Here is a 13,634-nt window from a genome sequence, read left to right as displayed (position 1 = left end):
TAATCTTGTAACTCAAAACCTTTTGAATAAATTGCTGACAGAAACTATATGTGAGAAGCGGAAGAATAAAAAACTAAAAAGCAGGCTGCTCTAATGAGCAGCCTGCTTTTCTTTTCTTTATTATTTGATTTGGGCGCCGTTCGGCAATTTTTCATCGACAGCTGTTAATGTTAAATAGCCATCTTTTTGACCTGCTAAGATCATGCCTTGCGATAGTTCACCACGCAATTTGACTGGTTTTAAGTTGGCAACCACTACTACACGCTTGCCGACCAAGTCATCAGGTTGGTAATGCTCCGCTATACCCGAAACCACTTGGCGCTGCTCATAACCCAAATCCACTTGCAGTTTCAAAAGTTTTGTCGTTTTTGGCACCGGTTCGCAAGCAAGAACAGTCGCTGCCCGAAGATCCACTTTCATAAAGTCGTCAATCGTAATTTCAGGAACGTCTGGAACTTCCACCACTTCTTCTGCCGCTTCTTCCTCTGCAGCAGGAGCTGCACCTCCGCGCATCTGTTCACGGATATAAGTCACTTCCGGCTCGACTTCAAGGCGCGGGAAAATCGGCGTTCCTTTTTCCACCACTTTTGTGCCTGCAGGGATGTTGCCAAAATTCTCAAGTGTCTCCCATGCCAATTGGTCACTCGTTAAGCCCAGCTGTTCGATGATTTGTTTTGGTGCATTCGGCAAGAATGGCTGAAGCATAACAGCAGTCAAGCGCAAACTTTCTGCCAGGTGCGCCATTACCGAAGCAAGCTGTCCTTTGGAAGCTTCGTCTTTTGCCAGTACCCACGGCTGTGTTTCATCAATATATTTATTGGTTCTTGAAATCAATGACCAAACTTCACTCAAAACGATGCTGAACTGCATTTTCTCCATGTGTTCTTCGTATGTGCTGATGGTTCGTTTTGCCACATCTTGCAACGTTTCGTCAAAGTCCGTTTGGTAACCCTCTACTTGCGGAATAGTTCCGTCTAAATACTTATTAATCATTGATACAGTGCGGTTCAACAAGTTTCCAAGGTCATTGGCCAAGTCAAAATTCGTTCGTTCAACAAACGATTCCGGTGAAAACACGCCATCAGAACCAAATGGCAACTCGCGCAGCAAGAAATAGCGTGTTGCGTCTAAACCATAGCGTTCTACCAGCATTTCAGGATACACAACATTGCCTTTGGATTTAGACATTTTACCGTCTTTCATCATGATAAAACCGTGGGCGAAAATCTTTTTCGGCAACGGCAAGTCAAGTGCCATCAAGAAAATTGGCCAATAAATCGTATGGAAACGAACAATGTCTTTTCCGACTACATGAACGTCAGCCGGCCAATACTTATTAAACATTGATTCGTCTTCTGAACCATAACCAAGTGACGTGATATAGTTTGACAATGCATCAACCCATACATAAATAACGTGTTTCGGATCTCCAGGAACTGGGATTCCCCAATCGAAAGATGTGCGGGAAACCGATAAATCTTCTAGTCCTGGCTTAATAAAGTTGTTGATCATTTCATTTTTACGGGATTCCGGCTCGATAAATTCGACATGATTCTCATAATAATCGAGAAGCCGATCTGCATATTTCTTCATATTGAAGAAATATGATTCTTCCTTCACTTTATGGACCGGTCGGCCGCAATCGGGACAATTGCCGTTCTCCAATTGCGCTTCCGTGTAAAACGATTCGCATGGCGTGCAGTACCATCCTTCGTATTCCCCTTTATAGATGTCTCCGTTGTCGAGAAATGTCTGGAAAATCTTTTCAACGCCTTCTTTATGGCGCTTTTCTGTTGTCCGGATAAAATCATCATAGGTGATATCCATCAATGACCATACTTTCTTCGCTGCCGCTGCCATTTCGTCCACGTATTCCTGCGGAGCAAGGCCTGCTTCTTGCGCTTTTTCTTCAATCTTTTGGCCATGTTCATCCATTCCCGTTAAAAAGCGGACATCAAAACCTCTTAAGCGCTTGTAGCGGACAATTGCATCAGAAGCGACCGTCGTATACGCCGTCCCAATATGGAATTTTCCGCTTGGATAATAAATCGGGGTCGTCAAATAAAAAGTATCTTTTTTTACAGTCACGAAAAATTCCTCCAGTTTTTTTGTATAGTTCTTATTTTAACCAAGTCCCCAATTTTGTACAATCTTTCAATTTGGCACGCTTTTTCGACAGAGTATTTCCGCTGTCGAAATACTTTATTTTCAATATATTTCCTTTTTTAAATTCTTTATAAAAATTATGGAAAAAACCTCGATTTATAGCATATTAATGTCTTATAATACGAAATTTTATTATGAATTCGATAGTTTTTTATTGACCTAATTGCCAGTACTTGGTATGATTTATGACAAGAAGTGGTAAATGTCGAATTTTGACGAATTCTTGTAAACACTATTAAAGGGGGATATTTAGATGAAATCAACAGGTATTGTACGTAAAGTTGACGAATTGGGTCGTGTAGTCATTCCAATTGAATTGCGCCGTACTTTAGGAATTGCAGAAAAAGATGCTTTGGAAATATATGTAGATGACGATAAAATTATATTGAAAAAATATTTACCAAATATGACTTGTGCAGTAACAGGGGAAGTTTCAGATGAGAATATGCAACTTGTCGGTGGAAAATTGATTTTAAGCCCTGAAGGCGCAGAAATGTTAATGAAAGAAATTCAAAATAACTTGAAAAAATAAGTTCAAAAAACCGGAGTGCTCCAAGGCGCTCCGGTTTTTTTAAATGTGATAAGCTTGGTAAATTTCCCGTTTTGATACTTTACGGGCGATTGAAACTTCTTTGATCGCTTCTTTTGAAGTCAGGTTGTTTCGCTCCATCAATTCGTTTACATGTTCTTCAATCGATAGATGCTCCCACCATTCTTCGCTTTCAACAAGATCAGGAGAACTGTTTCCTTCTATTACAATACAGAATTCTCCTCGGATTTCGTTTTGTTCTGACCAAGCCACGGCTTCTTCGACTGTACCTCTTAAAAACTCTTCAAATTTCTTTGTTACTTCTCGCGCCAAAACAATTTTTCGTTCATTGCCAAAAGCCTTTTGAACACTTTTTAAATTTTCTTTTAAACGATGCGGTGCTTCATAAAAGATGAGTGTTTCTTCTTTCTGGCTCAATTTCTCAAGCTCTGCCTGCCGGTCTTTTTTATTGCGCGATACAAATCCATAAAACAAGAAAGGCTGTGGGGAGATCCCAGAAACAATCAATGCACTCAGTGCTGCGTTAGCGCCTGGTATCGGCACCACCGGATAGCCTTCCGCGATTACCCGTTTAACGATATCTTCACCTGGATCAGAAATGCAGGGCATGCCGGCATCGCTGACCAATGCCACCGATTTCCCTTCACTTAAATAGGAAAGAATTTTAAACCCGCCGCTTTCTTGGTTGTGTTCGTGATAACTCGTCAATTTTGTTTGAATTTCAAAGTGGTTGCATAATTGTTTAGTATTCCGTGTGTCTTCCGCGGCAATCACATCGACTTCTTTCATGATTCGGAGGGCACGGACTGTTATATCTTCCAAATTGCCGATGGGTGTAGCAACTAAATACAATGTTGGGCGCTTTTCATGAAAGCTTTTTTGGGACTTCATAGGGTGCCCTTCTTTCCTTCCGCAATATAACGGATTTTTTGTGGTTTTGATAATTGCTTAAAAGCATATTCCGCTTTCATCGCTAGTGGTTTCGTATCGAAGGTTTCCTGGTGAATGATCCGGACGGGGCCTTTTGCGCGTGTGTATTTCGCACCTTTTCCAGCGTTATGCGCTGCAAGCCGTTTCTCCAAATCGTTGGTATACCCCGCATAATAAGAACCGTCTGCACATTCCAGCACATAGAAGAAATGCTCATTTGTTTCCATAAAGCAGCGCTCTCACTTCTTCCGTGTATTCCCCGTCTTCCCCGTAAACGATCAAAGGCGGGAGAATCTTCAAGTCCGGTTTCCCGTCTTTGATTCCTTCAATCAGCAATGTATTGGCTTCTTTTCCCGCTTTTGGATATACCAGCCGAATACGTTTTGGTTCTAGCCGATTTGCGCGCATCGCAGCAATCAAATCGATGAGCCGGCCGGAACGGTGGACAAATGCCGCTTTTCCACCTTGTTTCAGCAATTGGCTTGCAGCAAGGACCGCTTCATCAAGCGTCAAATGCAACTCATGGCGGGCAATAGCCATATGCTCGCTCAAATTTTTATCGCTCATTTCATGTGCCGGGAAATAGGGCGGGTTGCAAGTTACGACATCGTATTTCTCAAAGCCAAGCTGCGAAGGGATCTGTTTGACATCTCCTTCGATAATTTCAATCTGTTCCGATAGGCCGTTATAGTCCACGCTGCGCCGGGCCATATGGGCAAGCCGCTCCTGCAATTCCACGCCGATGATGCGTGATTGTGTCCGGGCGCTTAAAAATAGCGGGATTGCACCATTTCCAGTGCATAAATCTACAATAGTTCCTCGTTTAAGCGGAACATACGCAAAGCGCGCCAATAAGACCGCATCCAGTGAAAACGAAAATACCGAGGGGCTTTGGATGATCCGCAGCTCTTCCGCCAGCAAATAATCCAGTCTTTCGTCATCTAATAACATAGGGTCAACTCCTCATACATAGCAAAAGGCTGCCGCCACACACTGTGTCGGAAGCCTTTCTCTTTTATAAATTATTCAAACGTTAGTTTTGCTTGTTTAGGAACGATAAACAGAACAAGCAATCGTCGCCTTTTCTTGAACTGCCAAAATGCACATGGCATACATGATACCCTTCGTGGTACAAACGCGCCAGATTATCATAGCCTTCGCCGATGTCCATAACCGCTTTTTTCAGTTTCACCGGATCTACTGCCGCAGTTTCCGGAACTGCTTTATGGAGTTCATCAAGACGCGTGCGCAAATGGTGATTTTCAAGTTGCAAAGCATGGTGTTCTTCCATCGTATGAGCCACCACTGCTTTTAATTCGCGGAATTGCTGCTGCATTGATTCGAGCTGCTGCTCGAAATCCATTACCGTGTCCAAAAAGTTTTTTTCTTTCACCTAAACCACCTCACGCTCTCGTTCCTTGGTCCACTATCTCGTCTAATGTATATTCCAATGTTTGTTCTTGCTCAGCCAAGCGGATCTTTAATATCCGCTCCAAAATGTTCATTCCTACTACGCGGCCTGCGCCGTCTGGAGTTGATACATGCGTACCTACATCCGGCATTTCTTTTTTCGCCTGTTCATACTCATCGTTTTCGTATTTCAAGCAGCACATTAACCGGCCGCACAAGCCTGAAATTTTCGATGGGTTCAGCGATAAGTTCTGGTCTTTTGCCATTTTAATGGAGACCGGTTCAAAATCGCCTAAAAAAGTCGAACAGCAAAGCATTCTGCCGCAAGGTCCAATGCCGCCAAGCATTTTCGCTTCATCGCGCACACCGATTTGACGAAGCTCAATACGCGTGCGGAAAATGGATGCCAAGTCTTTCACCAAATTCCGGAAATCCACACGTCCTTCTGCTGTAAAGTAAAAGATGACTTTATTGCGGTCAAATGTATACTCTACATCGACGAGTTTCATGTCCAATCGATGTTCTTCGATTTTTTCGGTTCCTTGCTCAAAAGCCCGGGCCGCTTCCGTCCGATTTTCTTCCACTTGCTGGCGATCGCGTTCACTTGCTACGCGCACCACTTGCTTGAGAGGCAAGACAACATCGTTTTCCCCGACTGATTTCACCGGGACCACCACTTTGCCGTACTCCACACCTCTTGTTGTTTCGACGATGACATAGTCATCTTTTTCAATCGCAAATTCCCCTGGATCAAAATAATATATTTTACCCGCTTTTTTAAAACGGACTCCTATTACATTATACACTTGCTACCCCTCCTGCAGATTCAGCATTAATTGCTCCATCAGCAGCGTCCGGTTCATATTGCGCTGCAATTGCTGTTTGGCCTGCAATATGGCCTGCAATTGCTTAGACAATGCGCTAAATGAACGCTGAAGCGCCATCTGCTTCCAAATTTCTTCCATGTCAGGATACGTGCATACAGTTTCGAGACCTGCTTTCACTGTAGCAATGTCCCGATATGCAAATAATAACATGTCTAGCCCTCTTTCGGCATCTTCTTTTTCCTTAAAAAATGGAAGCCAGTCTGCTTGGACCATTAATAAGGCTTCATGGACGTTCGTTCCTGCTACTTCAACCATTCTCAAAACCAATTTTCTGGCTTGTGCAAATTGCTCATCGGAACTGAGCTCGACCGCTTCTTCCGCGCTTTGGGTCAGCATGCTGACCGTTGCTGCCATGGATGCAGTCATTCCGTCAGCCATCAGTTTTTCCATCAATTTCGGTCTGGACAATGGCTGAAAAGAAACCAATTGGCAGCGGGAGCGAATGGTTGTCATAATGGCATTCAGCCGCTCAGTCAAAAGAATAGCCGTTACGTTCATTTCCGGCTCCTCTAAAAATTTCAATAGCGCATTTGCTGATGAGTTGTTCATCCGATCTGCTTCTTGAATTACATATATCTTACGGCCAGTATTCAAGCCGGTTTTATTCATTGTTGAAATCAGATCCCGTATTTGGTCGATTTTTATGTTTTGCCCGTCTGGTTCAATAAAAACTATGCTCGGATGATTTCCCGAATTGTAAAGTTTGCAGCTTCGGCATGTTTCACATGGAACATTTTCTACTGGTGTTTCGCATAACAAAAGCTTGACGAAAAAATGAGTAATTTCTTTTTTTCCTGCGCCTGCTGGGCCTTCAAAAAGGTAGGCATGTGCCAGCCGATCTTTTTCATAGGCGCCTTGCAATCTTTTCATAACGACTGGCTGCATTCCCTGGATTTCTTCAATAGTCTTTTGCACATTTTCACCTTCAGCCTTTGTAAAAAATCCCGTGTTCCGGATGGAGCACGGGTATCACACAGAACCTTTTACTGGACTGCATGAGATATTACTTATTGTCTTTACGGTTTAAAATTGGTGGAATTGCTCAATGGGTAAGACGAAAATCGTCGCACCACCCACTTCAACTTCCACTGGATACGGAATATAGGAGTCCGCATTGCCTCCCATCGGTGATACAGGCGCCACCATTTGTTCACGTGCACGGCAATTTTCCCGGATTAAATCCATTAATTTCGGCACGAGGCTGTCGTCGACACCAATTAAAAAAGTCGTATTTCCTGAGCGCAAAAACCCTCCTGTACTGGCCAACTTAGTAGCCCGGAAATCATTTTTTGTTAACGCATTGGATAAACGGTTACTGTCTTGATCCTGTACAACTGCTACGACGAGTTTCATCAACACTCACTCCTTTTTTGTATTTCTTCTATTTAAGTATAACATGAACAGAAATTTTCACCGTGTTCATAGACGTATTTTTTTATTTTCTGCTGTTTGCTCTCAAAAAAAATAGCCGACCGCTGTTAGCGATCCGCTTCTTTTTCGTTTATTTTCATAAAAGCAAGAACAGCTTTTTGGGCAGCTTGCGCTACCGTGTCTATTTCGTTGTCTGCATCAATTACTTGTATGCGCTCTGGATATTGTTGAATCAACATCTGATAACCTTCCCGAACCGCTTCATGGAACTTTATCGATTCCACATCCAAACGGTTCACTTCCCGGTTTCCATCCTTTTCGATGCGCGCTAAGCCTATTTCTGGCTGAATATCAAAATACAATGTTAAGTCTGGCATGTACTTGTCAATTGCAAATTTATTGATGGAGAAGATTTCTGAGATGCCTAGCCCTCTTGCATGGCCTTGATAAGCGAGGCTGCTGTCTATATAACGGTCGCACAATACCACTTTACCAGCTTCAAGCGCCGGGATGATTTTTTCAACCAAATGCTGTCTTCTGGCGGCTGCATATAGGAGCGCTTCCGTCCGCGGATCCATCTCCACATTATTTTGATCCAAAATCACTTTTCGGATCTGCTCAGAAATTTCGATGCCGCCCGGCTCCCTTGTAGAAACGACCGAAAACCCTTGCTGTTCCAAAAAGACTGCTAGCCGTTTCAAGACGCTGGTTTTTCCAGCTCCTTCTCCGCCTTCTAGCGTAATTAAATAACCCATTACTTGATCCACCCTATTCCTGTTAATCTATCTTCTTTAACTATACAGGAATTCCAACTGCATTACATCGCCGATCTATTCTTCTTCTGCTGTCCGGTAAGCTTCCGTATACAAAACATATTGACACTCAATTTCAGGATCTTCTTTTTTCCTCTTCACATAGCGGTATACACCTGTTTCGTCTTGTTCCCGGGCTTTCACATTGTCTGATAAGGAAACTTCTAAAATATGCTTGATCTTCGCTTTGATGCGCTGGTCACACACCGGAAATAAAATCTCAATTCGGTTTTCCATATTGCGCGTCATCATATCCGCCGAGGATAAAAAGGTCTTTTCTTCACCGTTTTGATAAAAATAATAAATGCGGCTATGCTCCAATAACCGCCCGACAATACTCCGGACGTGGATATTTTCACTGATGCCTTTTATGCCTGGCCTCAAACAGCAAATGCCTCGGACGATCAACTGAATGCTGACCCCTGCTATCGAAGCTTCATACAACTTTTTGATAATGACTTTATCCGTCAATGAGTTCATTTTGGCAATGATGCGCCCATTGCCGAATTTTTTATGGCATTCAATTTCTTTGTTGATCAATTCCAAAAAGTCCTGGCGAATGCCGAACGGGGCTACAGACAAGTGGTGAAATTCGAGCTTGTCTGAATACCCGCTCAAATAATTAAAGAAATTGGTTGCATCAACCCCAAATTCCTTTTTTGCTGTAAACAAACTCATGTCGGTGTAGAGTTTGGCAGTTTGGTCATTATAATTGCCAGTCCCTAAATGGACAAAGCGCTGGATGCGATCTTCTTTTCTCCTGACCACTAGCGTGATTTTACTATGTGTTTTCAAATGAGTGATGCCATATATCACATGGCATCCTGCCTGCTCCAATTCCTTTGCCCACTGCACGTTATTTTCTTCATCGAACCGCGCTTTCAGCTCCACCAGCACCGTCACTTGCTTGCCGTTTTCAGCTGCTCGTTTAAGCGCCTTGATGATGGGCGAATCGCCACTTACCCGGTACAAGGTCTGCTTGATTGCCAATACATCTGGATCGTCTGCCGCTTCTGATACAAACTCGATAACTGGCTCAAACGATTCATAAGGATGATGCAAAAAAACATCCCGTTGCATTATCTGGTCAAAAATACTTTCAGAAGGATCCAAATCATGAGGCATTTGAGAAATCCTATTTTCATAGATTAATTTCCGATTGCCCTTCTCCAGCTTTTTATAAAAACCGAATAAAAACGTCAGATCTAGCGGCCCTTCGAGTTCATACACATCATGTTTTCCAATTTCCAATTCGTTCATCAAATGGCTTAATACACTGGGATCAAAGCTTGGCTGCTGGATTTCAAGCCGAACAGCAGCTCCCCATTTTCGCTTCCTTAATTCCTTTTCGATTTCCTGCAGCAAATCACGGGCGCCTTCTTCATGTATGGTCATATCAGCGTTCCGCGTAATTCGAAAAACAGAAACGGAGACCACTTTGAAGCCATGGAATAACTTGCCGATAAAATAACCGATCACATCTTCTAGGAGGACAAAATGCTTTTTGCTATGTTTCCCCTCTAGAGGCACCATTCGGTCCAATACAGACGGCACTTGCACAATTGCCGTCTTGTAGCGGTTTTCTGCCTCTTCGTCCTTATCTTCTAGCACTACCGCTAAATTGATACTTTTATTGAGAAGCATGGGAAAGGGGCGATAAGCATCGATTGCCATCGGAGTCAATACTGGAAAAACCTGCTCATCAAAATAAGCTTCCACCCCTTTAAGTTCTTCTTTGCTTATATCAGTGATTTTAAAAAGCTTTATTCCTTCATTTTTAACTTCAGGCAATAATTTATCCCGCATAACATGATATTGAAGATCCACCAACTGATGCGTTTTATGGGAAATTTCTTTTAGCTGCTGCTTTGGCGTCATGCCTGCCTTGTTTTCAGGCTTTGTAAAATTTACTTTTACTTGGTCTTGTAATCCGGCAACACGAACCATAAAGAATTCATCCAAGTTTGAACTGAAAATTGCTAAAAACTTGAACCGTTCCAACAATGGATTGCGCTCATCAAGGGCTTCCTGCAGCACCCTCTCATTAAATGCCAGCCAACTAAGTTCTCTGTTGTTGTAGTAAGAAGGATTATTTAATTCAACGGTGTTTTTTTTCACTATACTCAAAGTTTCCGCCATCCTTTATTTACAAATAGTTGGTTCAGCTCAACACTTTTTAGGGACCAAGAGGGAAAAGTTTTATCAGGAACTTGAAACAAACTGAAACTGAATCGCTTTTTTCAATTGTTTTTCAAGGTGCTTTTTCTGCTTCTCTGCTTGATACTCTTCCGGCGTCCAGTCGCTATTGCAATAAACTTCAAACAATAGTTCCTCATCGTCAAGCTTTATTTGGATTTCCTCAACAATATCCCGTTTTGTTGTATTCAAACTATAAGCCAGCTTAATAATTGCACCAAGCAAGCTGTATTTTGCCATTTCTTCTTTTGTAAACCAATCTTCGTAGACAGCTGCGTTGCGTTTGAACACTTCTTTGTTTTTAAAGGAAGCAATCAAGGCAATGATTAGCCGATCTTTATGGAGCAAACCATCAATTGTGCGGTTTGCCAATAAATAAAACGTATGCTGGTGGCTTGCATCTGCATCGATGTAAGAACCAAGATTGTAAACTGCGCTTCCAAATCTGATATAGCGTAAATCTTCTGGAGTTAAAGCAACTGCTCCGAATTTCTCCATTTCTTGTGAAATCATGACTGCATTGTCGCTTACCTGAGCAGCATGTTCTAGATTAACATCATAATCAATTGCTAAATCATGGAAACTCTCTTCAACAACATTTGGGAAAAGGCCATCTTCATAGTTTTTTGTCAGTTCTTCATAAAATACTCCATCACGCAAACCTTTTCTGCTTAAAGCGAAAGTATCGGTTCCGATACAGCGCATTAAATGAGCAAAAACCTCGATAGCCGGAATAATGATATCCGCTCTATCTTTCGATAACCCTTCTACCTTTTGCACCTCAGAGAAATTCATGGAAAGGAGCATGTTCTTTACCATTTGGACATCTTTTTCCTTCATTGTATATTGATGGATTCCCGCCAATGGATACTCGATGTATTCTTGGTGGATTTGCGCCATATTTCGGGCACTTCCTCCAATGCCGATCAAAGGCAGTTTTTTGTTTTGGATCCAAGGCAATGTTTGGAACTGAGCCTTTAAAAAAGACCGGAGCGTTTTTAGTTCCGCAGAAGTTGGTGTATTGCTCTTGATAAATTGTTCTTTTAGCGACAATGCCCCAAACGGGAAGCTATAGAAATAAATTAATTTTCGATTTTGAAAAAAGGTCAGTTCAGTACTGCCGCCGCCGATGTCCACTGATAATCCATTTTCGAAAGACATGGAATTGACTACTGCCAAGTAACCATAATGTGCTTCTTCATATTCCGATAAAATCCGGATTGAAAAATCCGTTTTTTCTTTTACCTTTTCTAGAATTTCTTCTTGGTTCGTTGCTTGTCTGACTGCTGCGGTAGCAACACATTTCACTTCTTTTAGGTTGTGGTGCCTTGTGACCTCCTGGAAACTTTGAAGGGTATGGATCAATACGTCAATCCCTTCGCTTCTCATTTTGCCTGATGCCGACAAATAGTTCCGTAGGCGCGCTACCGTTTTAACATTTTCAGTTTCAGCCAGCCTTCCGCTTTTATCTCTCGTATAAATTACAAGTCTTATCGTGTTGGAGCCAATATCTACAATTGCATACTTTTCTTGATCCATGCTGATAGCCACATCCTATTCTTTTGAATATCGTATACTATAGCATACCCGCTTCCCTGAAATTATCGCTTTATCATTGGGGAACTACACAGATTAATTTTTCTGCTAAACGATGTTCTCCTTGAATTTGCGCTCCTGTCGCCAAATAGTCCATCAATTCTTCAAGCTTGGCGACGTTCCATTTTTCTCCAGGCAAGATTAGCGGAATCCCTGGAGGATAAGGGACGACCATAGCCGCCGAAATTCGCCCAAGCGCTTCCGTGTAGCTAATCCATTCGCGGTCTTCAGTATCCATTTCTTCAAAAGATAGTTCCGGCATACTAACTTTCTCTTGCCTATAAGGCATTTTCACTGAAATTGCTTCAGGGATTTCTTTTACTATTTCCTGAACCGCTTGTTTGATGCGGCTTCGAATTTCAGCGAAAGGATAGGTTTGAGTTTTTTTCAATAAAGGTAAGATTAACATAACTTGGTAAGGGTCAGCTAATTCTCCATAAATCTTTACATTTTCTAAACACTGCTGTAACTGAAACCCACTATAGCGCGGAACACGGAGCATCAATTTTAATGGATCATCCGATTGGAACACTTCAAGATGAGGAATAGCGGCAAGGCTCTCCACAAACTGATTACGTTTATCTTCGAAGTTCCTTACGTCTTCTGGCGCATAACTTTGAACAAAAGCACGTGCATCGTCCAGCGATGCCATAATGAGGTAAGAAGGACTGCTTGATTGCAGCATCCTTAAATATTTTTTGATTTTCTTTCTATCTACTAAGTTTCCTGTGCTATGTAAAAAAGACCCCATTGTCATAGCAGGCAAGGTTTTATGGGCAGAATGCACAACTACATCAGCACCGCACGCTACTGCCGAAACCGGATAAGGGCTTCCAATTTGGAAGTGGGCGCCGTGGGCTTCATCGACCAATACCGGAATACCCTGCAAGTGGCAAAAAGAAACGATTTCTCCCAAATCCTCAGCTGCCATTCCGTAATAATTGGGATACGTAAGGATAACCGCTTTCGCCGCCGGGTATTGCGCTACGGCCTTTTGGATGTCCTCCAATGCCACACCTATAGCTGTTTTTGATTGTTCGTCCCATTCGGGCATGATATATACAGGCTTAACCTTTGTTAACTCCAAGGCATAGAAAACTGACTTATGCGAATTCCGCTGTACGATGACCACGTCGCCTTCTTTGCATACTGCATGCACCATCGCTAAATTCCCTACTGTTGAACCGTTAACCAAGAAAAAACTTTGATTCACCCCGTATACTTCTGAAAGCAGCTGTTCCGCTTCTTTGATTGCCTCTTGAGGATAGTGGAAATCATCAAGCCCAGTAAGTTCAGTAAAATCGTAAGCCAGGGCATTCCGTATCTCCTCTGGCAGCATCGAGAGCTCTCCATTTTTATGGCCTGGCACATGAAATGAAATAGGTTTTTGCTGTTGAAATTTGATTAAAGCGTCTACTAATGGTCTTCTCGGTTTCATACCATCATCCTCATAGTTTGTGATTAGCTTTATTATACTGAAATTAAAACTTTTGCTCTAACAAACTGCTAATGTACTTACTTTTTGCAGCATTGGAATATCAAAGAACGCAAAAAAAGCCAGAACCTCATCGGTTCTGACTTTTTCGGTGTGCCCAGCGACGTCCTACTCTCACAGGGGGAGACCCCCAACTACCATCGGCGCAAAAGAGCTTAACTTCCGTGTTCGGGATGGGAACGGGTGTGGCCTCTTTGCCATCATCACTGGACTCTTGTTAG

Annotated in this window: 13 protein-coding genes and 1 rRNA gene; 1 reads left to right on the top strand and 13 read right to left on the bottom strand. The window is 42.5% G+C overall.

Features of this window, described 5'->3' with window-relative positions; genetic code table 11:
• Positions 1–120: 120 nt before the first annotated feature.
• Positions 121–2,088, bottom strand: coding sequence for a methionine--tRNA ligase (metG, locus tag FQV28_RS07055; protein ID WP_146495018.1), 1,968 nt, complete (start codon positions 2,086–2,088; stop codon positions 121–123).
• Between the two features lie 331 nt (positions 2,089–2,419).
• Here metG and FQV28_RS07050 point away from each other — a divergent pair, with 331 nt between their 5' ends.
• Positions 2,420–2,698 (top strand): transition state genes transcriptional regulator AbrB, encoded by a 279-nt coding sequence (locus FQV28_RS07050; RefSeq protein ID WP_146495016.1) that lies wholly within the window; start codon positions 2,420–2,422, stop codon positions 2,696–2,698.
• A 39-nt stretch (positions 2,699–2,737) separates the two neighbouring features.
• Here FQV28_RS07050 and rsmI read toward each other — a convergent pair whose 3' ends face one another.
• The 12 genes from rsmI to rrf all read right to left on the bottom strand — a co-directional run bounded on the left by rsmI (position 2,738) and on the right by rrf (position 13,624).
• A complete protein-coding gene (rsmI, locus tag FQV28_RS07045) occupies positions 2,738–3,607 on the bottom strand; it encodes a 16S rRNA (cytidine(1402)-2'-O)-methyltransferase (RefSeq protein ID WP_146495014.1) in 870 nt (289 codons plus the stop codon).
• Positions 3,604–3,873 (bottom strand): GIY-YIG nuclease family protein, encoded by a 270-nt coding sequence (locus tag FQV28_RS07040; protein WP_146495012.1) that lies wholly within the window; start codon positions 3,871–3,873, stop codon positions 3,604–3,606. Before FQV28_RS07040 ends, rsmI begins: the two co-directional genes overlap by 4 nt.
• On the bottom strand, positions 3,860–4,597 hold the full coding sequence (locus tag FQV28_RS07035) for a tRNA1(Val) (adenine(37)-N6)-methyltransferase (RefSeq protein WP_146495010.1): 738 nt from the start codon (positions 4,595–4,597) through the stop codon (positions 3,860–3,862). The genes FQV28_RS07040 and FQV28_RS07035 overlap by 14 nt, the downstream gene beginning before the upstream one ends.
• Positions 4,598–4,679: 82 nt before the next feature.
• The gene (gene yabA, locus FQV28_RS07030) at positions 4,680–5,039 is read right to left on the bottom strand and encodes a DNA replication initiation control protein YabA (protein ID WP_146495008.1); all 360 of its coding nucleotides are present in this window, start codon (positions 5,037–5,039) and stop codon (positions 4,680–4,682) included.
• Positions 5,040–5,049: 10 nt separating this feature from the next.
• Complete coding sequence (locus FQV28_RS07025) at positions 5,050–5,862, bottom strand: PSP1 domain-containing protein (protein ID WP_146495006.1); 813 nt, start codon at positions 5,860–5,862, stop codon at positions 5,050–5,052.
• Positions 5,863–5,865: 3 nt separating this feature from the next.
• On the bottom strand, positions 5,866–6,858 hold the full coding sequence (holB, locus tag FQV28_RS07020; protein ID WP_146495004.1) for a DNA polymerase III subunit delta': 993 nt from the start codon (positions 6,856–6,858) through the stop codon (positions 5,866–5,868).
• Between the two features lie 108 nt (positions 6,859–6,966).
• Positions 6,967–7,296 (bottom strand): cyclic-di-AMP receptor, encoded by a 330-nt coding sequence (locus FQV28_RS07015; RefSeq protein ID WP_146495003.1) that lies wholly within the window; start codon positions 7,294–7,296, stop codon positions 6,967–6,969.
• Between the two features lie 125 nt (positions 7,297–7,421).
• Entirely contained in the window at positions 7,422–8,069 is a 648-nt protein-coding gene (gene tmk, locus FQV28_RS07010; protein WP_146495001.1) for a dTMP kinase, read from the bottom strand.
• A gap of 75 nt (positions 8,070–8,144) precedes the next feature.
• The gene (locus tag FQV28_RS07005) at positions 8,145–10,253 is read right to left on the bottom strand and encodes an RNA degradosome polyphosphate kinase (RefSeq protein WP_146494999.1); all 2,109 of its coding nucleotides are present in this window, start codon (positions 10,251–10,253) and stop codon (positions 8,145–8,147) included.
• Positions 10,254–10,328: 75 nt separating this feature from the next.
• Positions 10,329–11,861 (bottom strand): exopolyphosphatase, encoded by a 1,533-nt coding sequence (gene ppx, locus FQV28_RS07000; protein ID WP_146494997.1) that lies wholly within the window; start codon positions 11,859–11,861, stop codon positions 10,329–10,331.
• Between the two features lie 73 nt (positions 11,862–11,934).
• Positions 11,935–13,356: an aminotransferase class I/II-fold pyridoxal phosphate-dependent enzyme gene (locus FQV28_RS06995; RefSeq protein WP_146494995.1), complete on the bottom strand. Its 1,422-nt coding sequence runs from the start codon at positions 13,354–13,356 to the stop codon at positions 11,935–11,937.
• 152 nt (positions 13,357–13,508) lie between these two features.
• A 5S ribosomal RNA gene (rrf, locus tag FQV28_RS06990) occupies positions 13,509–13,624 on the bottom strand.
• Between the last annotated feature and the right edge of the window lie 10 nt (positions 13,625–13,634).

The organism is Planomicrobium sp. CPCC 101079 (assembly GCF_007859275.1).
Classification (GTDB): Bacteria; Bacillota; Bacilli; order Bacillales_A; family Planococcaceae; genus Planococcus.
This window is presented reverse-complemented; position numbering and strand designations above follow the sequence as displayed.

Bases quoted from the DNA above. Each gene is read 5' to 3' on its own strand.
- FQV28_RS07050 (WP_146495016.1), top strand. From the start codon at position 2,420: ATGAAATCAACAGGTATTGTACGTAAAGTTGACGAATTGGGTCGTGTA.
- rsmI (WP_146495014.1), bottom strand. From the start codon at position 3,607: ATGAAGTCCCAAAAAAGCTTTCATGAAAAGCGCCCAACATTGTATTTA.
- FQV28_RS07040 (WP_146495012.1), bottom strand. From the start codon at position 3,873: ATGGAAACAAATGAGCATTTCTTCTATGTGCTGGAATGTGCAGACGGT.
- FQV28_RS07035 (WP_146495010.1), bottom strand. From the start codon at position 4,597: ATGTTATTAGATGACGAAAGACTGGATTATTTGCTGGCGGAAGAGCTG.
- FQV28_RS07015 (WP_146495003.1), bottom strand. From the start codon at position 7,296: ATGAAACTCGTCGTAGCAGTTGTACAGGATCAAGACAGTAACCGTTTA.
- tmk (WP_146495001.1), bottom strand. From the start codon at position 8,069: ATGGGTTATTTAATTACGCTAGAAGGCGGAGAAGGAGCTGGAAAAACC.
- ppx (WP_146494997.1), bottom strand. From the start codon at position 11,861: ATGGATCAAGAAAAGTATGCAATTGTAGATATTGGCTCCAACACGATA.
- FQV28_RS06995 (WP_146494995.1), bottom strand. From the start codon at position 13,356: ATGAAACCGAGAAGACCATTAGTAGACGCTTTAATCAAATTTCAACAG.